The organism is Shewanella khirikhana (assembly GCF_003957745.1).
Classification (GTDB): domain Bacteria; phylum Pseudomonadota; class Gammaproteobacteria; order Enterobacterales; family Shewanellaceae; genus Shewanella; species Shewanella khirikhana.
The window spans coordinates 2,151,264-2,174,923 of the sequence record NZ_CP020373.1; the positions used below are offsets into that span (position 1 = coordinate 2,151,264).

The following is a 23,660-nucleotide window of genomic DNA, read 5'->3' on the forward strand; positions in this document are numbered from 1 at the left end:
CAGACAATAAAAAAGGGAAGCCTGGCTTCCCTTTTGATTTTGCGAAAACTGTGCTCGCAAATATGTCTGACGCGGCCGCTTAGCGGTACTTGCGCATCACCAGCGTGGCGTTGGTGCCGCCGAAACCGAAGCTGTTGCTCATCACTGTGGTGAGCTCTGCATCGCGGTATTCGGTCACAATCGGCATGTCAGCCGCTTGTGGGTCAACGTTTTCTACGTTGGCAGAGGCAGCGATAAAGCCGTTTTCCAGCATCAGCAAGCTGTAGATGGCTTCATGCACACCAGCTGCGCCCAGCGCGTGACCAGTCAGTGACTTGGTTGACGCGATAGGAGGCACGTTACTGGCAAATACTTCGCGGATGGCTTCCAGCTCGCGCACATCACCAACCGGGGTAGAAGTACCGTGGGTGTTGATGTAGTCGATTGGAGTGTCTACATCGGCCAGGGCCATCTGCATGCAGCGCATGGCGCCTTCACCGCTTGGGGCTACCATGTCGTAACCGTCTGAAGAGGCACCATAACCGATAACTTCGGCGTAGATCTTGGCGCCGCGGGCCAGCGCGTGCTCCAGCTCTTCAACAATCACGATACCGCCGCCACCGGAGATAACAAAACCGTCGCGGTCTGCATCATAGGTGCGTGAGGCTTTTTCAGGGGTTTCGTTGTACTTGGTAGACAGCGCGCCCATGGCGTCGAAGCCCATGGTCAGAGTCCAGTCCAGCTCTTCGGCACCACCGGCGAATACCATGTCCTGCTTACCCATTTGGATAAGTTCGGCAGCGTGACCGATACAGTGGGCAGAGGTAGCACAGGCAGAGCTGATTGAGTAGTTGAAGCCTTTGATTTTGAATGGGGTTGCCAAACAAGCAGAGGCAGTAGAAGCCATGATACGCGGCACAATGTAAGGGCCTACGCGCTTCACACCCTTTTCACGCAGGGTGTCAGCCGCCTGCACCTGGTTGGAAGATGAGGCTCCACCGGTACCCACCACCAGGCCCACGCGGGGATTGGAATATTGTTCTTCAGTCAGGTTGGCATCGCTGATGGCTTCCTGCATGGCGAGATAGGCATAAGCTGCCGCGTCACCCATAAAGCGCAGCGCCTTTCTGTCGATATGCTCAGCGGGATCCAGCTTGATATTGCCCCAAACGTGGCTGCGAAGCTGCATCTCTTCAAACTGAGCGGAATGGGTAATACCGCTGCGTCCGGCCTTGAGTGATTCGGTCACTTCTTGTTTGTTGTTACCGATACTGGAAACGATGCCAATGCCGGTGATAACGACTCTTTTCATGTTTTACTATCCATTCCGTACTGGGAGTACCAATTTTAGTGCGCCAATAGTATCCCCTTTGGCGCTTTTAAGTGGTCAGCTTTCCATAAAGGGCGGTAAAATAATGCCAATTTCGCGACATTGAGTAAATTTTTTTAGCCCCATGCCCGAGTTTTTTGCCATCGATATGGCCCTGCCATCATCACTGCCCCTGCCTGAAGGCCCCTGTGTTGTGCTGTTTGAGGCGCTGCCTGAGCCGCCGCTTTGGCAGTGGCTGCTCGCGGCCGTGCGAACAATTACGCCCGTTGCTGACAACCAAACTGCCACTCTCCAGAATGACAGTATCAGCGCCGCCTCAATCACCAGCATACAGCATACGGCTAAAAAGCCATTACAGATCATCATGCTGCTAAAAGATGAGGCAGAACTTAACGCCTTGGCTAAAGATGCCAGCCATCCGCTATCGCACTTTGCCATGGCCGCGAGCCACATTAAAGGCGGACAAAGGTTTCATCTTGATGACAGCTGCTGGCTCGACTTTTACCTTTGTGAGCAAAACAAAGCCGACGCCCTCGCGTGCTTCGATAAAGCCAGTGTCGATGTGCTTATTCGCCCCAGCGGGCCATTTGAGCAGACAGCGCTTGCGCTCTTGCACCAGGGCAGCGTACTGATTGGCGATACCAGGCCAGACATGCCAGCAACTCTTCCCGTGACGCCGCCTTTTTCGGCAAGGGACATCAGCATTGTCGGCGCTGGGGTGGCTGGAGCCAGCCTTGCGCTATCACTGCTTCGCCGTGGCCATAAGGTCAGGCTTTACTGCGCCGACAGCGCCCCCGGCATGGGCGCCTCCGGTAATCGTCAGGGCGCCATTTATCCGCTGCTGACCCCGGAAGACGATCATCTGACCCGGCTGTTTGTACCGGCCTTTTTGTATGCCAAACGCTTTGTCGAGTCCCTCGCCCATCATCCCCTGCCCTTTGATTTTTGTGGCGTGCTGCAAACCGGCCACGATGAGCGCGCCGCCGAGCGCATCGAAAAACTTTTGGGAAGAGCCTGGCCCAAAGAAGTCGCCAGGCGGGTCGATGCCCAAGAGGCCAATCACATCGCCGGTGTCGCCATCGATAAGGGCGGCATCTATTACCCCCACGGCGGCTGGGTGTCGCCGGCCAAACTCTGTGAAGCCGCCATTGCAGAAGCCAAAGCCCATGGGCTTGAGTGCCATTTCGATGTGAATATCAGCGCGATTGAGCAAACCTGTGATGGCTGGCGCCTGTGCACTCCGGCAGGCGACATTGATACAAAGGATTTGGTGCTGGCCACCGGCCACCGTATCACAGACGTTGTTCAAACCCAGGCGCTGCAACTGGCGCCCTTTCGAGGTCAGGTAAGCCACGTACCCACCCAAGGCAAGCTTGGACAGCTTAAAACCGTGCTCTGCGCCCATGGTTATTTCACGCCAAGCGATAGCGGCAGCCACTGCATGGGCGCGAGTTATGTGCGCGGCGATACTTCAGTCGAGTATCGCGAGCAGGAGCAGCAGGAAAACCTGCACAAGATGCAGGAAAGTTATCCCGGCAAAGACTGGGTGAAGGATTTGGATATCAGCAGCCAAAGCGCCCGCGCAGGTATTCGGATGGTAAGCCGCGATCATCTGCCGATGGCGGGCGCCGCGCCTGATGTAGCAGAAATTCAGGCTCAATATCAAGCCGTTGGCCATGGCCCCAGGGGTGCCCAGTACTGGCAAAGCCACGCTGCGCCTGTGCATCCCAGGCTTTATATCTTCTCGGGTCTTGGCTCACGGGGATTATCCAGCGGCCCCCTGATTGCGGAGTGTCTGGCAGACAGCCTCTCAGGCACTCTACCTGTGCTGGAGCCGGGCGTAATGGCTGCGTTAAACCCCAACCGGATGTGGCTTAGGAAGCTTAAAAAAGGCAAGGCGCTGGACTGACAACAGCGCTGGACTGACAGCAGCTGAGTTACGAAAAGCAAAAAGGCAGGTTCAACCTGCCTTTTTCGTATTTGATGCCAAGTATTTGATGCCAAGCGACTTGGTGTTCGATACCCGGCAACTGTCGCCGTTAAAACTGACCGCGCAGCTGAGCCCAGGCGGCTTCTACCAGCTCGTAGTCGGCGTCAGACAGCTCACCACGGGCGGTTTCAAGGCACTTTTCCATCTTGCCATCCAACAGCGCATTATCGATACCGCCTTCGGTTTCAAGTTCGGCCAATGCCACCGCAAAGTGGCCCTGCAAATAGCCGCTGGCAAACAGGGCGTCATCATCGCCGCTCGCTACTATGCCCTCAATCCAGTTATCCAGGGCGGTGTCGTATTTCTCAAACATCTGTTACTCCGTCGGATTTGCGACCTGATACATCACATAGTCGCGGTAGCCTGTCACTACCCGATAATAACCAGTCAAGGCCTGGTCCAGTTCTGGGTCGCCACTATCCACGATAAGCGGTCGCCCTTCAAGGGCTTTCAGCTTGGTTTTGGTGGCAACAATCAAAATATTTTCTTTACCCACCCGCCGAATAAGCGCCGGTGACAGCTGCTGATTGCCACGGCCAAGGATATGGCCCTGGCCACCAATTAGGGTGATAACCAGCTTAAGTGGCTGATTTTCGGTTTGCTCAAGCAACTGCTGAGCAGTCAGATCCGAGGCGATAAGCGTACGGTCCTGCACCAAATCCACACCGAGCAGGGTATTATCGAGCCCAAGCTCTTCCATCACCGCAGCCACTGTGCTGCCGGAGCCCATGATATAGAGGCTGTCATCCATTTCAGAGACGATTTCGGCGGCAATATCGGCAAGCACCAACTCATCGACTTCCTTGCCGCCCATCTTCACTGCCTGCACGTAGCGTGGCTCGGCCGGAACCAGCATCTCGCCAAAACGACGGGCCCGCACCGTGCCCTGACGAAAGGCGTCTTCGTCTATATCCATCACATCGGCGCTCATCAGCGACACCAGCTCGCCCTGCATCAGCATCTTGAGCACCAACCCCGAGGCCTTGGGGGTAATACCATAGACACCCGAATGGATTTTTACTCCGGCCGGCACCCCGAGCACTACTTGCTGCTCGTCCACCTCGGCAAATACGTCACGGGCGGTGCCATCGCCACCGGCAAAAAGCAGCAAATCCAGAGTCTCACTGGCCAAGGCTTTTACTGCCTCACGGGTATCCTTTGCCGTGGTTTTCTCGCCTTTGGGTTGATAGTGCACCTGCACCTCGAAGCCGAGTTCACGGCACAGGTCTTCACCCATGCTGCCTGCGGCGGTGTGAACAATAAACCGCGCTTTATAGGGCAGCACCTGCTCAAGCGCCGTGCGCATCCGCAAATGTGCCTTCGGCTCGGCGCCTCGGGAAAGCGCTTCTTCGGCCACCCCGTCACTGCCTTTAAGGGCAACGCTGCCGCCAAGCCCCGCCAGCGGGTTAATAATGAGGCCCAATCTGAACTTACTGGCCATGGTGTTCCTCTTTTTGTGGGTACTTCTTATTCTGTTTTAACTTATCTTTAAACGGCTGCCGTTTCGACTCTGCGCCCCGGCAGCGGCAACACCAACAGCGCCGCCACAAAGGCAAAAGCTGCTGCCAGTACCCAGCACAGGCTGGGGTTATGGCTGTAGACCAGGCCGCAGGCCCAGGTCCCCAGCGCACCACCGACACCGAAGCTGAGACTGGCATAGAGCGCCTGCCCTGTGCTGCGCCGGCTCACATCAAACTGCTGATGAATAAACTGAATAGAGGCTGCATGCACTAAGCCGAAGGTAAAGGCATGCAACAGCTGGCTAAGCGACAGCCAGAACAAACTCTCGACGCCCCAGGCCATCATCAACCAGCGAAATGCGGTAAATAAAATACTGATAAACAGCAGTGGCTTGATGCCGTATTTGCCAAGCAGCCTGGGCGCGAGCATAAACATGACGATTTCGGCAATCACCCCAAGGGCAACAAAGAGGCCTGCGGTGGACTCGCTGTAACCTGCGTCTTTGAGGTACAGCACGAAAAAGCCGTAAAAAGGCCCGGCGCTCATTTGCAGTAAAATGGCCGACAATAGAAACCAGCCGATGGGACCAGCCAGTTTGATTTTCACCTTGGGCGTATCCCGGCTTAGCTTCACCCGATTGGCAGGCAGCGGTAAACAGGCCGCCAGCATACCTGCAAAGAGGCCCATGCCGATGTAGGGCAGCACTTCTGGCCCCCAGTGACCGATAGCAAACCCGGCGGCCACCACCAGCACTATGTAACCCAGACTGCCAAAGCTTCTTATGATGCCGTAGCGCTGGGGCTTATCGCCGAGAGTCTCGAGGGTTATCACCTCAAGCTGGGCCAAAATCGCATTCCAGAAAAAGGTGTACACCGTGAGGCTGACCACCATGTACCAGAAGGCACCGGGATAGAAAAAGCTTAAATAGGTAAGTGCACCGGCACCGGCGCCAATTTTAATCAGCTCGCTGCGCATGCCGGTTTTGTCGGCCACCATCGCCCACAGATTCGGCGCAATGATGCGGGTGGCCATAAGGATAGCAAGCAGGGAGCCGATTTCAGTGGCGTTAAAGCCGCGGGATTCGAAGAAGACGCCAAGGTAAGGCACCATGACGCCAAGAATGGCAAAGAAGAAGAAATAACAGGCGCCGAGCCAGCGTAGCTGAACCTCGGCGCTCATGGGTGACGTCTTGAACACGGTTTTCCTTAAGAGCGCATCCCCAGCACAGGGGTTTCGCTGTGCACGTGCTGATTCTGAGCACGGTGTCTGAGCAGATGATCCATCAATACAATCGCCAACATAGCTTCGGCAATAGGCACGGCGCGAATGCCGACGCAGGGGTCGTGACGGCCCTTGGTGACCACTTCCGCGGTATTGCCCTGCACTGTCATGCTCTCGCCGGGAATGCTGATACTGGAGGTTGGCTTAAGCGCCATATGGGCCACAATCGGCTGGCCGGATGAAATGCCGCCGAGCACGCCACCGGCATGATTGCTGGCAAAGCCTTCCGGTGACATCAGGTCACGATGCTCGGAGCCTTTTTGGGTCACCACCGCGAAACCATCGCCTATTTCCACGCCCTTCACGGCATTGATGCCCATCAGCGCATGGGCGATGTCGGCATCGAGACGGTCAAACACAGGCTCGCCCAGGCCCACGGGCACATTGGTGGCAACCACACTGACCTTGGCACCAATGGAGTCGCCGGATTTTTTCAGCTCGCGCATATACTCATCCAGCGCCTCAAGCTTGCTGGCATCGGGAAAGAAAAAGGCGTTTTGCTCTATCTGCTCGCGGTCGATGTGCTCAGCCTCAATGGGGCCAAGCTGTGACAGGAAACCGTAAATCTCAATGCCATGCACGGCTTTGAGGTACTTTTTCGCCACGGCACCGGCGGCAACCCGCATGGCGGTTTCACGGGCAGACGAACGGCCACCGCCGCGGTAATCGCGCAGGCCGTACTTTTGCTGATAGGTGTAATCGGCGTGACCAGGGCGGAACAGGTCTTTGATATTGCTGTAATCCTGGCTGCGCTGATCGGTATTTTCGATAATCAGACCAATGGAAGTTCCTGTGGTTTTACCTTCGAAAACACCCGACAGAATACGCACTTCGTCCGGCTCACGGCGCGCCGTGGTATAGCGGGAGGTGCCCGGACGGCGGCGGTCGAGATCATGCTGCATATCGGCTTCGGTAAGCTCGAGGCCCGGAGGGCAACCATCGATAATGCAACCGAGCGCCACCCCATGGCTCTCGCCAAAGGTAGTGACCACGAAATTCTGACCTATGCTGTTCCCCGACATCCGCGCGCGTATCCTCTTGTCTGTTTAAACTGTAACCTCAGTGGCTTGCCCCGGCGCTACCGGGGCCGGCCCATTATTCCCTATCTTTATAGATGGCGAACAGTGATTCATTTTCAACTAGCTGGTCGCGGGTGAGCACAAACACACCATCGCCACCGCGCTCGAAGCTGACCCAGGTGAAAGGCACTTCGGGGAACTGTTCCATCAGGTGCACCATGGAGTTGCCCACTTCCACCACCAGGATGCCCGATGGCGTCAGGTAGTCGGCGGCATTGGCCAGAATACGCTTGGTGATGTCTAGGCCGTCGCGGCCAGAGGCCAAACCTATGGCTGGCTCATGGTGGTACTCATCCGGCATATCGCCGATGTCTTCTTCATCCACATAAGGTGGGTTGGAGACAATCAAATCGTACTGCGGGCCCTTGGGAATGGCGGAGAACAGATCAGACTGCATCGGGAACACCCGCTCAATCAGCTCGTGGGATTCCACGTTGATTTGCGCCACATCCAGCGCATCTTCACTGATATCCAGCGCATCCACTTCGGCTTCTTCGAAGGTGTGGGCACAGGCGATAGCGATACAGCCGCTGCCGGTACACAAATCGAGAATGCGACCAACTGGCTTGTTGTAAAGCCATGGACCGAAACGGTTTTCAATCATTTCAGCAATGGGCGAGCGTGGTACCAACACCCGCTCATCCACGTAGAATTCGAGACCGGCAAAGAAGGCGCGGTTGGTCAGATAAGGCACTGGCAGGCGCTCACGCACCCGGCGGATAATCAGCTCAACAATCTTGTGTTTTTCGCTGCTGGTGAGGTTGGCGTTGATGACTTCACGGCCCAGATCGTCGGGCAGGTGCAGCGCATGGAATACCAAGGCCACTGCCTCGTCCCAGGCGTTGTCGGTACCGTGGCCATAATAGACCTTGGCATCGTTAAAACGGCTCACGGCCCAGCGCAGCATATCTCCAATGGTGCGAAGCTCGGTGACCGCTTCATCAACAAATATCTTATCCAAAACAGGCTCCAGCGATATGGTTTGCGGGCATTGTAACTGAACTCTGTTCACTTGGCACAGGATTCAATAAAATAGCGCCATGACCAAGATTATCTCCCAAGAAGGCCTGGAGGAGTTTCAGGCGCTGGTCGACGGCATTCGTCCGCTGACTCAGGATAAAAAGCACTTTGGCACCCCGGTAAAGACCCGCGCCGAGCTCGAAGAGCAGGCGCCGAAGCTGGCGGTTTCCCATTATTTTTCAGATACCTTCCAGCCACTTTTGCCAACCGAAGGCCCAATGCGCTGGCGTGCCGACCATGCCGATAATCTGGTGCTTAAACGTCTGCGCCGGGGCGATTATGTGCCGGATCTGATTTTGGACTTGCACGGTATGCGCCAGACCGAGGCCAAGCTGGAGCTGGCGGCACTGGTTGAAGCGGCTATCCGCGAGCAGTGCCAGTGCGTGAGTGTGATGCATGGCTATGGCACCGGGGTGCTCAAGCAGCAGTTACCGCTGTGGCTGGCGCAGCATCCGCAGGTACTGGCCTTCCATCAGGCGCCCAAAGAATGGGGCGGTGATGCAGCACTGCTGGTACTGGTCGATTTAGGCGACCTGCCCCATCGACGCTGAAGCCATGTTAAAAGCACAAAAAAAGCAGCCATCAGGCTGCTTTTTTATTGAATGGGTTCAATTGATGGTATGGGGGTTGTGCATCCACACCTGATGGCACTGTTCACCGTGTATATCCAGCAGACACACACCTGAGGTGGCAAACAGTGGCGGCTCTGTGCCACGCACCAGCTCACTGACCATGTAACCGAGCAGCGGCATGTGGGCAATCACCAATACCTTATCGGCCTTATATTGCTCGGCATAGGCCACCACCAGACTGGCGGCGGTTGCGGGATCGGCAGATGGCGTTAAATCATCCAGAGTCATCCACTTACGCGGCTCGGGGAAATGGGTCGCCAGCTCCTGCCAGGTCTGCTGGGCACGCAGATAGGGGCTGACCAGAACCAAATCGAACTCGCTGACAAGACGGGTGAGGAAGTTACTCATAACGCTGGTATGGTAACGTCCGGTGTCGGTAAGGGTTCTGTCTCTATCCGACAGTGCCTGATAGCCTGCCTCACCGTGCCTCATCAAAAATAGCTGCATACTTCTTTCGCCGCCCTCTGTGTTATTTCGCGCCAATTGTAGCCCGAATTCATGATGTGACAAACTGAAAAAGCGTTAATCTTTAGTCGACAAGCCCACGGATTGTTTGCCAAAAACCTGTCTGGCTATCAATATATAACGAATCCTCGACATTGGAGACTCGCCTTGCCGGTCAACCAGAAACCCGTCACCAGTCCAAACGATCACCGTCAATATCGTTACCTTGAGCTGGATAACGCGCTCAGGGTGCTTTTGGTGTCTGACCATCAGGCAAGTCAGGCTGCCGCCTCCATGGCGGTCAATGTGGGCCATTTCGACGATCCGGCGCACAGGCCCGGCATGGCACACTTCCTTGAGCATATGCTGTTTTTGGGCACCGAAGCCTACCCGGATCCCGGTGAATATCACGCCTTTATCAACCAACATGGCGGCAGCAACAACGCCTGGACCGGCACCGAGCACACCAATTTTTTCTTCACCATCAATGCCGATGCCTTTGAGGAATCCTTAAGCCGCTTCAGCCAGTTTTTCATTGCACCTCTGTTTAACCGCGAACTGGTTGATAGAGAGCGGCAGGCCATTGAGTCGGAATACAGCCTGAAACTGAAAGACGATGTGCGCCGGGTGTATCAGGTTCATAAGGAAACCGTGAACCCAAAACACCCGTTCAGCAAGTTTTCTGTTGGAAATCTTGAGACCCTGGCAGGCGATCAGGACGCAGTGCGTGAAGAGTTGCTGGCGTTTTACCGCGCCCATTACAGCGCAAACCTGATGACCCTGTGTCTGGTGTCGCCAGACTCGCTGGATACCCTTGAAGCGCAGGCGCGCACCTATTTCAGCGCCATTGCCAACGGCGCCATCGTCAAGCGCTACCCCACTGAGCCACTTTATACTGCTGCAGAGCTGGGCGTGTGGGTGCAGGCAATCCCACTGAAAGAGCAAAAGCGGCTGACCCTGACCTTCCCGCTCCCCGGCATCGATAACCTGTACCGCCGTAAACCGCTGACCTTTTTAAGCCATTTACTCGGCAACGAAAGCCAGGGCAGTCTGCAGGCCGTACTGAAAGAAAAAGGCTGGGTAAATCAGATTTCTGCCGGTGGCGGCGTCAACGGCTACAACTTTAAAGACTACAACATCAGCTTTCAGCTTACTGATCGTGGCCTTGGCAAGCTGGATGATATTATTCGTCTGACCTTTGAATACCTTGAACTTATCAAGCAAACGGGACTGGAAGACTGGCGTTATCGTGAGCGCGCCAGCCTGCTGAGACTCGCCTTTCGCTATCAGGAACAAATTAAGGCGATGGATTTGGCCAGCCACCTGTCCATTAACATGCATCACTACGGCGTAGACGACCTGATGTTCGGCGATTACCGCATGGACGGGCTCGACATTGGCGAGTGTGCCGGGCTGCTTGAGCAGATGAGCCTGGATAATCTGCGGGTACAGCTGGTGTGTCAGGAGCTGGATACCAACACCCAGGCCGATTGGTACCACACCCCCTATCTGGTGCGAAAACTCACTGACGAAGAGCGGGCGCGTTGGACACCTACCGGTGACATTGATGCCCTCGCCCTGCCGGAGCCCAACCCCTTCATTGTGGATGATGCGCAGGCAAGGCCCGATAAAAGCCAGTCTGAGGTACCTGTGGTGGTGGCCGAAGCGGCTGGTTACCGGCTGTGGCATAAAAAAGATGATGAATTCAAGGTCCCCAAGGGGCACCTGTTCTTATCGCTGGACTCAGACCATGCCAGCGCCGATCCACGCACTGCAGCGCTAACCCGGCTTTATGTGGAAATGCTGCTCGACTATCTGACCGAATACACCTATCCGGCCGAAGTCGCAGGTCTTAACTACAACATCTACCCGCACCAGGGTGGGCTGACACTGCATTTAAGTGGCTTTACCGGTAATCAGGAAACCCTGCTGGCGCTGCTTATCAACAAGGCCCGCGAGCGCAACTTCACCCAGGAGCGCTTTGATGTCACCAAGCGGCAACTGCTTCGCAGCTGGTATAACGCCGCCCAGGCCAAGCCCATTTCGCAACTCTTTACCAGCCTTACGGTAACCCTGCAGCGACGCTCCTATGAGCCGCTGCGGATGGCCCAGATGCTGGAAGAGTGCACCCTGGAAGACCTGCACGACCACGTACGCGCCTTTTATGAAAAGATTTATCTTGAAGGCCTGGTATATGGCGACTGGCTGACTGATGAAGCCAAAGCCTTGGCCGAGCGGCTCAGCCATATACTGTCGCTGGTTTCCACCCCCAGCGGCGAGTCGGCCCGTGAGCTTGTCAACCTCGCAGGTAAGGGCACAGTTCTGAGGGAGCTTTCTATCAACCACCAGGACAGCGCCATCATCGTTTACTATCAGTCGCCCTCTGCCACGCCAGAGAAAATGGCCTTGTTTGCGCTGATGAACCACACAATGTCATCCACCTTCTTCCACGAACTGCGCACCGAGCAGCAACTGGGCTATATGGTAGGCACAGGCTATTTGCCTCTGAACCGTCACCCAGGGATGATTTTCTATATTCAGTCCCCCTCCGCCGGACCGCTGCAATTACTCGAAGCAATAGATGAGTTCATTGCCGACTTCAGCTATGCGGTCATGCAAATTACCAAGGAGCAATGGGAAGCGACCAAACTTGGCCTGATTAACCAGGTTATGGAGCACGATGCCAATCTCAAAACCCGCGGCCAACGCTATTGGGTCAGTATTGGGAATAAGGACTATGGTTTTAATCAGCGCGAACTGGTGGTGGCCGAAATCGAAAAGCTCACCCGAGCCGATTTGATTAAATTCATGATGCAGAAAATGCGCACCAAGCACTGCGATCGACTGGTGATGTTCAGCACCGGAGAACAACATCGTCACCTGGACGCGCTGACATCCGAACGAATGATAACCGATCTGCGGACTTTCAAACTTCAGTCAGAGAAATTCAGTCTCTGAGACGATTTTGACGCACAGCCTGCCTGAAAACCACCTAATCGCAGCACGACATGCTGAAAAACGCGACATCAGATTCAGGCACTGCTGTTGCAGCACTGAACCACCCGGGTGCTTTTTGCGCATCTGACTGGCGTGTAAAGAAAAATTATTCTCAACCCTTTTGACAAACCAGTCACTTTCTGAAAGAGTGGGATAACACTTAAGTGCAACTGTTCCTGCATAAAAACCTACAACAACATATGCAAAAAGCCCTTGCCATTATCTGCTTTTCATTATGCCTGTTTTCTAATCAAGCGGCGTCTCATACCAATACGACAACGGAGTTCAGTCACGCTACTGAAGCAAAGTTGACTATCAACACCACTACTTATGGGGTGTCAGATGGGCTATCGCAAAATACGGTAACAGCGATTGCGGAAGATGATGACGGCTATATATGGCTTGGCACCTTGAGCGGCTTGAATCGATTTAATGGCAAGGAGTTCAAAAATTTTTACTCAAGTAAAGAGTCTGGGTTAACAAGCTCATTTATCTTGAGCTTGTATACTGAAGATGGAGATCTGTACATTGGGACAGATAAAGGTCTATTCTTCTATGACGAACTATTTGAGAACTTTCATGAAACCAGTATAAAAAACAAACCAATATGGTCAATAAATAGGGTTGGCGATAGATTACTCATTGGTACTGACAACAGTTTAATTGAGTTTAATAAACACATTGAAAAAGTCAGTGAGTTTACCAATAATAATTTCCATTACATAAAAAAGATTGTTGAGTTTAACAACCACTATTTTGTTAGAAACCAAGACGGCACTGTTATTAAGTGCTCTCTAAACTTCAATGAATGCTCCATCTTTGCGAATAACGCTATCAGCATAGAAAAAGCCTCTAATTCATTATTAATAGATACAAAATCGACTCTTGTAAAGATTGATGAGTTTGGAAATGCCTACGAGTACGAAGAATTAAAGGATGCTGTCAGTTATTCAGACAACAGAGTAATCCTTCAAGGAAATGTACTTAGCGTCAGCAACTTTATTCTCTCTCCGCAACATTATGGTGTAATTGATGAGAGCAACCATTTACTAAAACCTGAATTATTTGCGACTAAAAACAAAAAAATTATTACTGATACAAATCGTGGATTTATATCCATAGATACAGAAAGCAATATTGTAAAGAAGCTTAAAGGTATAGATGGAAACATTTGGTCGATAAATACCTACTCTAATAAAACGGTAATCAGCGACGATTCACCTATTTTGAAGATATTAGATATTAGCCTTGATGAATTATTGAGAGTCGATACTACAATTGGGGGCTTCAAGACAGCACTTTTGACCGAAAATAACGAGCTTGTAGTGGCGTCAGAGAAAGGTGTATACCTCTACAACCTAGCCAATTTAGATCACAAGCCTATAGTTATTAGTAGCAAGCCTTCCTACACACTTAATTATGACGAAAAGAACAATGTGGTAGTTGTTGGAACTCAATCTTTTGAATTACTTAAAATAAAATTGAGTGACAACTACAAAACTGAGACTGTGCCACTCACTTTAAAGAGCCCGATTTTTCAAGTTGCTGGTGTTGATGGCATTTACTATTTAGCACATCAAGATGGACTCACCGAGGTTGGAAAAGATTACCAAAGGGAGATATTCCAAGGTGAAATGGTATACTCAGTATATGAACATGACAGCTTTATATACTTTGGAACCGGTAACGGTGTCTATCAAATAAGTAAGGCTGACAACGCCATAAGTCAGACATTTAAAACTGAAAAACCAGTTTACAGCCTTAAAATTATAGATAATAGCATTTACGCGTCGTCCATTGGTGAAATTTGGATTAAGAGTGGCAATAACACATTCAAATTATCCTCTAAAAATGGAAGCCAAGAAGAATACAACAATCAAGGGATCGGTTATTTTAACGATGGTATATTATTTGGTGGCGTTAACGGTGTATCCGTTCTTCAACCTCAAACCCTCAAAAAATACCTTGACTACGTAAGCCGTAATTTGGAAACATCACTTGATGATCTTTTAATATTTAACTCAACAGTAAAAATTGGCTCGGAGTTTTTAGAAAAAGCAATCAATCACTCCAATGAAGTGAAAGTAAAATACTCTGACTACCCTCTGACTTTGGAATTTTCAACTCCAAAGGTAAATGATGGTTCTGTCGAGTATTTTTACAGGTTGCAGGGGCTTTCTGATGACTGGATCCCATCTAAATCTAACAGGCACGCCACTTATACAAACCTTTCTCCTGGAAATTACACTTTTGAGGTCTATGCTGTCGATCAATTATCTCAGTTCACAGGCCCAGTAAAGTCGTTAAATTTAGTAGTTACTCCACCATGGTGGATGTCCAGAGAAGCCAAATTGGCCTACGCACTGATGGTGATTGTCGTCTCCATCACCATCATGAAGGCGATTTTGCGCCGCCGGGAAGTGCAGCGACAGATAGCTATCAGTGAAGAGCGTCTCAAACTGTCCCTTTGGGGCAGCGGTGATGAAATGTGGGACTGGGATATAGAAACTGGCAAAATCTATCGCTCCAACATCTGGGGCTCGCTGGAGTTTCCCAAGGACGGTCATCGTTCAGGCCGTGGTGATGAAGAAAGCAACATTCATCCTCAGGATCAGGAAAGAGTACGCGAAGCGCTTAATCGCCACTTCTATGGTGAGACGGATCACTTCGAAGCTGCATATCGGGTGAAAGGCAAAGATGGGCACTGGGTCTGGATCCTCGACCGGGCCAAAATTGTAGAGCGGGACGACAGTGACAACGCCCTGCGTATGACAGGCACTATTAAAAACATCAACAATTTCAAACAAGCAGAAGAACAACTCAAGCTGTTCGAACGGGCTATTGAGAATATCTCAGAAGGCATGTTCATTCTCGATAATGACTTCCGTTTTGTGGAAGTGAACGAAGCCTGCTGTGATATCTGTATGCTCGACCGAGACAGCTTTATCGGCACAGTGCTGCATTTTGCCTGTTACCCGGATGTGTACTCTGAGCAGGTGCGGATCATTTTGCGCCAGCAGGGCCGCTGGAGCGCTGAAGTTGAATCCAAACGTGGCGACAATTCTACGTTCCTGATGGAGCTCACCGTCGATGCCATTTATGACGAACAAGGTACCCTGAGCCATTTTGTTGGGGTGTTTTCTGATATTTCCCGCCGTAAGATGCAGGAAGAGGAGCTCAGAAAGCTCACCAACAATGATTTATTGACCGGGCTGCCAAACCGCTCAAACCTGCAGGTGTCGCTGAGTAACCTGGTTAAGAAAGATACCCACCACACCCTTATGGTGTTGGATTTGGATAACTTTAAAAAGATTAACGACTCACTCGGCCACCAAATTGGTGATGAGTTGCTGCTGATGGTCTCGCGGCGCATGTCAGGCGCCCTGCCCGCCCACACCAGCTTATATCGCCTGGGCGGCGATGAATTTGCCATTCTTATCGACAAAGAGCCGGACATCGGCAGCTCTGCTGCTATCGCCAAAGGGGTGGTGGATGCCTTTGTGGCGCCATTCGAACTCGCGGGTGAAAAGCTGGTCGTGGGCGTCAGTATTGGTATCGTGCTCTATCCGGAAGATGAGCAAAATGAGCAGGCGCTGCTGCGTAAAGCCGATATCGCCATGTACCACGCAAAATCGGCAGGCGGTAACCGTTATCAGTTCTATTCTGAGTCCCTTAACCGCAATGCCATGAGGCAACTGGAGGTGGAAAACCTCATCCGCGAAGGCTTAAGAGACGATCTGTTTGAAGTCTACTACCAACCCAAAATTGATCTGCGCAGCTCCCGCATGGCCGGTATGGAGGCGCTGGTACGGCTGGTGCACCCGGTGCACGGTCTCATTCCACCTTCCGAGTTTATTCCCCTGGCGGAGGAAACCGGTCTGATTGTAGAAATCGGCGATCTGGTGATGCGCAAAGCCTGCTTTGCTGCTCAGAAGTGGCGTGAGCAAGGGATATTCGATGGCCGGGTGGCTGTCAATTTGTCGTCACGTCAGTTTGCCCTTCCCGATCTGCAGCAGCGTATCGAGTCAATTTTACGACTCACTCAACTGCCAGCCGGCAATCTGGAGCTGGAAATCACCGAAGGCACCGTCATCAAGCAGCCTGAGAAAGCCATCAAAGTCATGCAGCAGCTGGCCAAGATGGGGGTAAGCCTGGCACTTGACGACTTTGGTACCGGTTATTCATCGCTGTCGTACCTGAAACGCTTCCCCATCCATACCCTGAAAATTGACAAGGCATTTGTGGATGACATCGACAAGTCTGACCGGGATCTGAAGATGGTGGATTCCATCATCACCATCGCCCACAACATGGGACTGACCGTGGTGGGTGAAGGCGTGGAAGTTCCTTCTCAGCTGAATATTCTTCGAGCACTTAAATGTGAAGAAATTCAAGGCTATATCTACAGCAAAGCCGTTCCTGAACAGGAGTTTGCCGAACTGCTGCGTCAGGATCTGGCCGAATTCCTTGCGCAAAAATACAACCAAAGGTAATTAAAACAGTAACCAAGGCAACTTTGGCACAACACCTGCATCATCTCTCTCAGCGTCAACATTTAAACAACCAACTGAGAGAATATAAAAATGATCAAAGGAATTCTGACAACTGTTGCCCTGATTACTGTCGCTGTTGCTGCCGCTAACAATGTAAGTTCTGCTACCGCTGGCGTACCGAACATTCGCTATACCAACGCCCAAACTGCCGGTGTACCCAACATCCGTTACAGCGATGTCCAAACTGCTGGCGTACCTAACATCCGCTACAGCGACGTCCAAACTGCCGGTGTGCCCAACATCCGTTACACCGAAACCGCTGGCGTACCTAACATCCGCTACAGCGATTTCCAAACTGCCGGTGTACCCAACATCCGTTACACCGAAACCGCTGGCGTGCCTAACATCCGCTACAGCGACGTCCAAACTGCCGGTGTACCCAACATCCGTTACACCGAAACCGCTGGCGTGCCTAACATCCGCTACAGCGATGTCCAAACTGCCGGTGTACCCAACATCCGTTACACCGAAACCGCTGGCGTACCTAACATCCGCTACAGCGACGTCCAAACTGCCGGTGTGCCCAACATCCGTTACACCGAAACCGCTGGCGTACCTAACATCCGCTACAGCGACGTCCAAACTGCCGGTGTGCCCAACATCCGTTACACCGAAACCGCTGGCGTGCCTAACATCCGCTACAGCGACGTCCAAACTGCCGGTGTACCCAACATCCGTTACACCGAAACCGCTGGCGTACCAAACATCCGCTACAGCCAAACCGCTTAATCAGCGGCGCTATCAAGGGAGATTAGGTTATGTTTGATTCAATCATGAAAGCACTGGGACTGGCCAAGCAGGAACGTAAGAAGGTGGCACTGCCGAAAGGTATCACCGAACTGCAGGTCGTAAACGCCAAGGGCTGGTGGAACTGAGTTTGCCATGACCAAAGACAAAGGGAGCCAATCGGCTCCCTTTGTCGTTTAAGAGGATTTCAGCACCAAAAGCCGTTGCCGGACAGGCGCCCCGCCCTGCGCTCATTCAGGCGCTTGTGGGTGGTAAAAAGCGGATAACCCGCAGGGCCAATCAAAGCACCGACAAATGCCCAGCGCTTCACCGGCATTCCCTGGGAAAACGCCATTAACCCCAAATACCAGGCAGAACCGACACTCATCAACAGGATAAGTAATATCAACATCTATCACCTCAACGTCTATCCGGGCGCATCCTGCACTTAATGTCTTGCAAAAGAGCCGCTGAGTTTACCTTATCACGGCGCTACATTCGAACATTTTTCAGGCAATTTTTTTCCTCATGGCAATAAAAAAGCGGCATTTAATTGCCGCTTTTTTGATCAAAAGGCACGCTTACCCGTAAAAACGTTTACCGTCAGCCGCCATGGATTTAAGCAATTCAGTGGGCGCGAAACGCTCGCCATACTTCGCCTGATAGCCTTCAAGCAGGCTCACCATTTTGGCGGCACCCAAGGTATCCATGTAACGGAAAGGACCGCCCAGGAACGGAGGGAAGCCAATACCGAAGATGGCGCCAATATCACCGTCACGGGGCGACGCAATAATGCCCTCCTCCAGGCAGCGCACTGCTTCATTGAGCATCTGTACTACGCAGCGCTCGGCAATCTCGCCGGCTTCTTTGGCGCTGCCGGGCACCAAACCCAGCACCCCGTAGACGCTCTCATCCACCTTCTTGCCTTTCTTGGCCGCTTTGCCGTAGAGGTAGAAACCCTTGCCGTTCTTGCGGCCCTTACGATCGTCGGCCATCAGCTTGTCGAAAGCTGCGGGAGCCTTAAAGCGCTCACCAAGCTCCTTCTCAAGAATCGGTGAAATCTTGGCGCCCACATCAATGCCCACTTCATCGAGCAATGTCATTGGGCCCACCGGGAAGCCAAACTTCACCAGCGCCTTATCCAGATGCTCAACCGGCTGACCTTCCAGCAGCAACTGCGCCGCTTCGTTCATGTACAGCGCCAGAATACGGTTCACATAAAAACCGGCACAGTCTTTTACCACAATCGGCGTTTTACCCTGCTTGCGGGCAAAGGCGACTGTGGTGGCAATGGTCTCGGGTGAGGTTTTCTCGTGCGCAATCACTTCGACCAGCGGCATTTTTTCCACCGGAGAGAAGTAATGCAGACCAATCACATTTTCCGGCCGGCTCGCAGCCTCGGCAATTTGGGTAATAGGCAACGACGAGGTGTTTGACGCAAAAATAGTGTGCTCGCCACACTCTTTCTCGATATCGCGCACCATCTGATGCTTGAGGTTCAAGTCTTCAAACACCGCCTCAACCACGATATCGGCATCTTTTACGCCGCGATATTCGGTGGTTGTGGTCATCAACGACATCAGCTTGTCACGCTGAGCCGGTGTCATATGGCGGCGCTTAATGCCCTTGTCCAGCAGCGAATAAGCATAGCCAAGCGCATTGGACAGCCCCTTCTCGCTGATGTCTTTCACCCGCACCGGCACCTTGGCCTTGGTGGTGGTCACAGAGGCAATTCCGCCGCCCATCAGGCCGCCACCCAGCACCACGGCTTTGGCCACCTTGCGCGGCTTGGCCTCACCGGCACCGGTTTCTTTTTTCATTTCGGTCGTCGCAAAGAAGATAGAGCGCAGCGCGGCAGACTCGGGGGTTGCCACCAGCGTACCAAAGTGCGCTGCTTCCAGCTCCAGCCCCTTGTCCATGCCGCTGGCCATGCCTTCACGGACACAATCGATAATCTTGAATGGCGCAGGATAGTTACCCTGGGTCTTCTTCATTACCTGCTTGCTGGCCTGATCGAACATGATGTTACGGCCCACAGGGGTGCCTTCCAGCAGCTTGGTTACCAGTGAGGTCTTTTGCGGCTTACGGGTCTTTTTACCCGCCCCGGCCATTTTAATGGCGGTTTCGAGCAAAATAGATTCAGGCACCACATCATCCACCAGGCCCATCTTAATCGCCTGCTTGGGACGCACCTGCTTACCGGTCAGCATCAAATCCAGCGCCTTGGCGATACCCACCAGACGTGGCAGACGTTGGGTGCCACCGCCGCCCGGTAGCAGACCCAGTTGTACCTCAGGTACACCCAGCATGGTTTTGCTGCTGTCACTGCAAACCCGCTGATGACAGGCCAGCGCCAGCTCAAGGCCGCCGCCAAGGCAAGCACCGTGGATAGCTGCAACTACGGGAATAGACAGGCCTTCCAGTTCGGCAAACACATGGTGGCCCTGACGGGACAGTAATCTGGCATCTTCTGCGGTTTGGCAGGCATCCAGCATGGAAATATCGGCGCCGGCCACAAAGGAGTCGGCTTTACCGGAAATCAGCACCAGGCCCTTAATGCTGCTATCTGCTTTGATCTCCTGCAAAATAGCAGTGATCTCGGGGGCAAATTGCGCTTTTAAGGTATTCATGGTTTCGCCCGGCACGTCCATGGTCAGCAGGGCAATGCCGTCGTCGCGGCGGGTCAGGTTAAAGGTCTTTTCCATTGTCCGTTACTCCACTTCCAGGATCATTGCCGCGCCCAAACCACCGGCCGCACAGGCCGTAGTCAGACCGGTACCGCCGCCGCGACGCTTAAGCTCGTTACACATCTGGGTGATCAAACGGGCGCCGGTGGCGGCAAAGGGGTGACCGTAGGCAATGGAGCCGCCGAGCACGTTAAAGCGGGTCATGTCGATGTCACCGATGGCACGGCTTTGACCCAGCTTCTCTTGCGCAAATTTCTTCGAGGCAAACATCTTCATGTTGGCCAGTGCCTGGGCGGCAAAGGCCTCGTGCATTTCAATCAGGGTCAGATCTTCAAGCTGCATACCAGCGCGCTTGAGAGCCAGCGGGGTGGCGTAAGATGGGCCCATCAGCATGTCTTCCCACACATCGATGGCAGCAAAGGCGTAGCTCTTGATGTAGCCGATGGGGGTATAACCCAGGGCTTTGGCCTTGCCTTCACTCATCAGCAAAATGGCAGAGGCGCCGTCGGTGAGCGGGGTGCTGTTGGCGGCGGTCACAGTGCCGTGTTTGCGGTCAAACACCGGGCGCAGCTTGGCGTAGGACTCAAGCTCTGAGTTGGCGCGGATGTTGTTGTCCTGCTCAATAAAGCTCTTGTATGGCGGCACATGGGCCACCATCACTTCGTTACGCAGCACGCCTGAAGCCCAGGTTTCGGCCGCAAGGGAGTGTGAGCGGTGCGCCAGCGCATCCTGATCGGCGCGGCTGATCCCATGGCTTTTCGCCATCTGCTCGGCGGTCTGTCCCATCGACAAACCCGTAGAGTATTCCGCCACTGCAGGCGGCACCGGCAGCAAATCTTTAAGCCCCAAACGGCGGAAAATCGCCAGTTTCTGGCCGAAGGTACGGGCTTTGGTCAAATCAACCAGCGCATGGGCGAGCTTTTTCGACACCCCGATTGGCAGCACAGAGGATGAATCGGCACCGCCGGCAATACCCACTTCGATGTTGCCGGTCATAATGCTTTCGGCAATATTCACTGTGGACTGGAAACTGGTGGCACAGGCGCGGGTAACACTGTAGGCATCGGTGGACACGTCCATGCCGGTGCCCAGCACAATTTCACGGGCGATGTTGGGGGCGGCAGGCATCTGTACCACCTGGCCGTATACCAGCTGCTCAACCAGCTTGGGGTCAAGCTCGCTGCGGCTAAGGAGTTCATTTACCACCATCTTACCCATGTCCAACGCCGACACACCGTGAAAGGCGGTCGCCTGCTTGGCAAAGGGGGTACGAAGACCCGCTACAATGGCGATGCGTTCGCCACGGGCGTTGGTTACCTGCTGTCTGTCACTCATTTGTCACCCTCTTTATTATCCGCATCGGGCCGCTGTCCCGAGCTGCTCATTTCCTTGTTGACCTGAACTGCAAACAACAGGTCTGACCATTAAAGTGTGACCTGATTCTAACTTCTTGTCACCGGGTTTTAAACAGCTGTTTGTATTTTTACCTCTAGCCAAGGTGGCAGGGAATTTTTTACCATAGGGAATGTCTCAAGCTAATCAATAGAATAAATCGAGTAGCATCATGCCTTTGAGCCGATTTCAAGCCTTAAGGAAATACCTCAACACCCTGATCATCGGTCAGCCGGTGCTCACGGAAAACCTGCTGATTGCCCTGGTCGCCAATGGCCACCTGCTGGTTGAAGGCCCACCGGGTCTCGCCAAGACCCGCGCGGTTAAAGCGCTGTGCGACGGGGTTGAGGGCGATTTCCACCGCATTCAGTTTACGCCGGATCTGCTGCCTGCGGATTTGACCGGTACCGACATCTACCGTGCCCAGACCGGCACCTTTGAGTTTGAGTCAGGCCCCATATTCCACAACCTTATTCTGGCGGATGAAATTAACCGTGCGCCGGCCAAGGTACAGTCGGCACTGCTGGAGGCCATGGCCGAAGGTCAGGTTACTGTGGGCAAGACAAGTTATAAGCTGCCCAAGTTCTTTTTGGTGATGGCGACTCAAAACCCGCTCGAAAACGAAGGCACTTATCCGTTGCCGGAAGCGCAGCTCGACCGCTTCCTGATGCACCTGAATCTGGATTACCCGGATGCCGATACCGAGCGACAAATTCTCAAGCTGTCGCGAAATGAGGCGCTCAGTGGTGAATTGCCACAGATAACGCCCATCGCCCAGGCCGATATTTTCGAGGCCCGCACCGAGGCGCTGGAGCTGTATCTGGCCGAGCCGCTTGAGCACTATATTGTCGATTTGGTGATGGCCACCCGTCAGGGCCATAAATACAGTGAAGAGCTTGGCAACTGGCTCGACTATGGCGTGAGCCCCCGTGCCAGTCAGGCACTGGAGCGCTGTGCCAGAGCCCGGGCCTGGCTGGATGGCCGCGACTTCGTGTCGCCGGAAGACATTCAGGCGGTTGCACCCAATGTGCTGCGACATCGTTTGTTGCTGAGCTTCCGCGCCCAGGCCGAAGGCATCAGTGCCGATGACGTGATAGCACATATTCTCACCCAGGTTGCCGTGCCTTGATGCCAAGCCAAGCCGTTAAAGCCTCAGCGCGTCCAATAAAGGCAATGCCACTCTTTGCCGATGGCGTGCATCTGGATACCCCGGAGCTGCTCGCCTGCCAGGAGCTGGCCCGAGCCCTGCCCGATGTGCGCAGTCAGGCCCGCGCTGGCATGGCCGGACATCGCGCCAGCAAAATCAAGGGCCGCGGAATGGAGTTTGCCGAGGTGCGTCAGTACCAGAAAGGCGACGATGTCCGCACCATCGACTGGCGGGTCACGGCCCGCACCGGCAAGACGCACACCAAGCTGTTTGTTGAAGAGCGTGAGCGCCCGGTCATACTGCTGCTGGACTTAAGCCACAGCCTGTATTTTGGCTCCACCCTGATGCTGCAGGCGGTACAGCTTTGCCACCTTGCTGCCACTCTGGGCTGGCGCGCCGCCAACCATGGCGACAGGGTCGGCGCCCTGATTGCCAGTGAGCATGAGCACCTGGAGCTCAAACCCAAGAGTCGCAAAGCGGGCATGCTGGCACTCATCAGCGCCCTGACCAAGGTGCACGATCACCAACTGTCGCAGTTCAGTCAGGCACCGCGGGAGCCTGACCACCTGCTGCGGGCCTGCCAGCGTCTTGGGCGCATCGCCAAACCCGGCTCACTTATCTGGATTCTGTCCGACGGTGCCGGCTTCAGCGAAGCCTGCCTCGGGCCGCTGCTGGATCTTAAGCGTCACTGCGAACTGGGCGCCTTTTTGATAACCGACCCCCTGCGTGAAGGCCGCATTGCGCTGCCAGCCAACTTCAGCCTGCCGGTGAGAGAATCCGGCGTAGAGCGTGTGCTCGACAGGCGTGGATACGATGCCTGGCTGCACGGGCAACAGGCAAACAGCGCCCATTTTCGTGCCATGATGAGCCGCCTTGGGGTCAACCTGAAAACTGTCGATGCCGGCGAGCCGCTGGCAAATCAATTGGATAACTTGCGTTAAC

General features: G+C 53.6%; 17 protein-coding genes. 7 read left to right on the plus strand and 10 right to left on the minus strand.

All coding sequences use genetic code 11. The features are described 5' to 3' along the window. Positions 1-79: 79 nt before the first annotated feature. Positions 80-1,291 carry a beta-ketoacyl-ACP synthase I gene (gene fabB / locus STH12_RS09405; protein WP_126167306.1) on the minus strand — a complete coding sequence of 404 codons (1,212 nt, stop codon included), beginning with the start codon at positions 1,289-1,291 and terminating at the stop codon, positions 80-82. A 142-nt stretch (positions 1,292-1,433) separates the two neighbouring features. Between fabB and mnmC1 the strand changes: the two genes are divergently transcribed. Continuing rightward, the gene (mnmC1, locus tag STH12_RS09410; protein ID WP_126167307.1) at positions 1,434-3,218 is read left to right on the plus strand and encodes an FAD-dependent 5-carboxymethylaminomethyl-2-thiouridine(34) oxidoreductase MnmC1; all 1,785 of its coding nucleotides are present in this window, start codon (positions 1,434-1,436) and stop codon (positions 3,216-3,218) included. Between the two features lie 130 nt (positions 3,219-3,348). Here mnmC1 and STH12_RS09415 read toward each other — a convergent pair whose 3' ends face one another. The 5 genes from STH12_RS09415 to prmB form a co-directional block, all read right to left on the minus strand. Then, positions 3,349-3,612 (minus strand): YfcL family protein, encoded by a 264-nt coding sequence (locus STH12_RS09415; protein ID WP_126167308.1) that lies wholly within the window; start codon positions 3,610-3,612, stop codon positions 3,349-3,351. Positions 3,613-3,615: 3 nt separating this feature from the next. Beyond that, a complete protein-coding gene (locus tag STH12_RS09420; RefSeq protein ID WP_126167309.1) occupies positions 3,616-4,740 on the minus strand; it encodes an ATP-NAD kinase family protein in 1,125 nt (374 codons plus the stop codon). Positions 4,741-4,787: 47 nt separating this feature from the next. Next, positions 4,788-5,939 (minus strand): MFS transporter, encoded by a 1,152-nt coding sequence (locus STH12_RS09425; protein ID WP_126169481.1) that lies wholly within the window; start codon positions 5,937-5,939, stop codon positions 4,788-4,790. A 26-nt stretch (positions 5,940-5,965) separates the two neighbouring features. After that, complete coding sequence (aroC, locus tag STH12_RS09430; protein WP_126167310.1) at positions 5,966-7,063, minus strand: chorismate synthase; 1,098 nt, start codon at positions 7,061-7,063, stop codon at positions 5,966-5,968. 73 nt (positions 7,064-7,136) lie between these two features. Further along, positions 7,137-8,081: a 50S ribosomal protein L3 N(5)-glutamine methyltransferase gene (gene prmB, locus STH12_RS09435; RefSeq protein ID WP_126167311.1), complete on the minus strand. Its 945-nt coding sequence runs from the start codon at positions 8,079-8,081 to the stop codon at positions 7,137-7,139. A 79-nt stretch (positions 8,082-8,160) separates the two neighbouring features. Here prmB and smrB point away from each other — a divergent pair, with 79 nt between their 5' ends. Further along, positions 8,161-8,691: an endonuclease SmrB gene (gene smrB, locus STH12_RS09440; RefSeq protein ID WP_126167312.1), complete on the plus strand. Its 531-nt coding sequence runs from the start codon at positions 8,161-8,163 to the stop codon at positions 8,689-8,691. Positions 8,692-8,748: 57 nt separating this feature from the next. Here smrB and sixA read toward each other — a convergent pair whose 3' ends face one another. Next, positions 8,749-9,219 (minus strand): phosphohistidine phosphatase SixA, encoded by a 471-nt coding sequence (gene sixA, locus STH12_RS09445; protein WP_126167313.1) that lies wholly within the window; start codon positions 9,217-9,219, stop codon positions 8,749-8,751. A 165-nt stretch (positions 9,220-9,384) separates the two neighbouring features. Here sixA and STH12_RS09450 point away from each other — a divergent pair, with 165 nt between their 5' ends. From STH12_RS09450 to STH12_RS09460, 3 genes are all read left to right on the plus strand, one after another. Beyond that, positions 9,385-12,174, plus strand: a complete 2,790-nt coding sequence (locus tag STH12_RS09450) for an insulinase family protein (protein ID WP_126167314.1) — start codon at positions 9,385-9,387, stop codon at positions 12,172-12,174. Positions 12,175-12,413: 239 nt separating this feature from the next. Next, positions 12,414-16,706 carry an EAL domain-containing protein gene (locus tag STH12_RS09455; protein ID WP_126169482.1) on the plus strand — a complete coding sequence of 1,431 codons (4,293 nt, stop codon included), beginning with the start codon at positions 12,414-12,416 and terminating at the stop codon, positions 16,704-16,706. A 90-nt stretch (positions 16,707-16,796) separates the two neighbouring features. Further along, on the plus strand, positions 16,797-17,495 hold the full coding sequence (locus tag STH12_RS09460; protein ID WP_126167315.1) for a hypothetical protein: 699 nt from the start codon (positions 16,797-16,799) through the stop codon (positions 17,493-17,495). A 205-nt stretch (positions 17,496-17,700) separates the two neighbouring features. Here the strand turns inward: STH12_RS09460 and STH12_RS09465 are convergent, their stop codons facing one another. The 3 genes from STH12_RS09465 to fadI all read right to left on the minus strand — a co-directional run bounded on the left by STH12_RS09465 (position 17,701) and on the right by fadI (position 21,514). Continuing rightward, positions 17,701-17,904, minus strand: a complete 204-nt coding sequence (locus STH12_RS09465; protein ID WP_237158818.1) for a hypothetical protein — start codon at positions 17,902-17,904, stop codon at positions 17,701-17,703. 169 nt (positions 17,905-18,073) lie between these two features. Then, the gene (fadJ, locus tag STH12_RS09470; RefSeq protein WP_126167316.1) at positions 18,074-20,197 is read right to left on the minus strand and encodes a fatty acid oxidation complex subunit alpha FadJ; all 2,124 of its coding nucleotides are present in this window, start codon (positions 20,195-20,197) and stop codon (positions 18,074-18,076) included. A 6-nt stretch (positions 20,198-20,203) separates the two neighbouring features. Then, a complete protein-coding gene (gene fadI, locus STH12_RS09475; protein ID WP_126167317.1) occupies positions 20,204-21,514 on the minus strand; it encodes an acetyl-CoA C-acyltransferase FadI in 1,311 nt (436 codons plus the stop codon). A gap of 229 nt (positions 21,515-21,743) precedes the next feature. Here fadI and STH12_RS09480 point away from each other — a divergent pair, with 229 nt between their 5' ends. Together STH12_RS09480 and STH12_RS09485 are read left to right on the plus strand one after the other, a co-directional pair. Continuing rightward, positions 21,744-22,700, plus strand: coding sequence for an AAA family ATPase (locus STH12_RS09480; RefSeq protein ID WP_126167318.1), 957 nt, complete (start codon positions 21,744-21,746; stop codon positions 22,698-22,700). Beyond that, on the plus strand, positions 22,700-23,659 hold the full coding sequence (locus STH12_RS09485) for a DUF58 domain-containing protein (RefSeq protein ID WP_126167319.1): 960 nt from the start codon (positions 22,700-22,702) through the stop codon (positions 23,657-23,659). Before STH12_RS09480 ends, STH12_RS09485 begins: the two co-directional genes overlap by 1 nt. The last annotated feature ends 1 nt before the right edge of the window (position 23,660 follow it).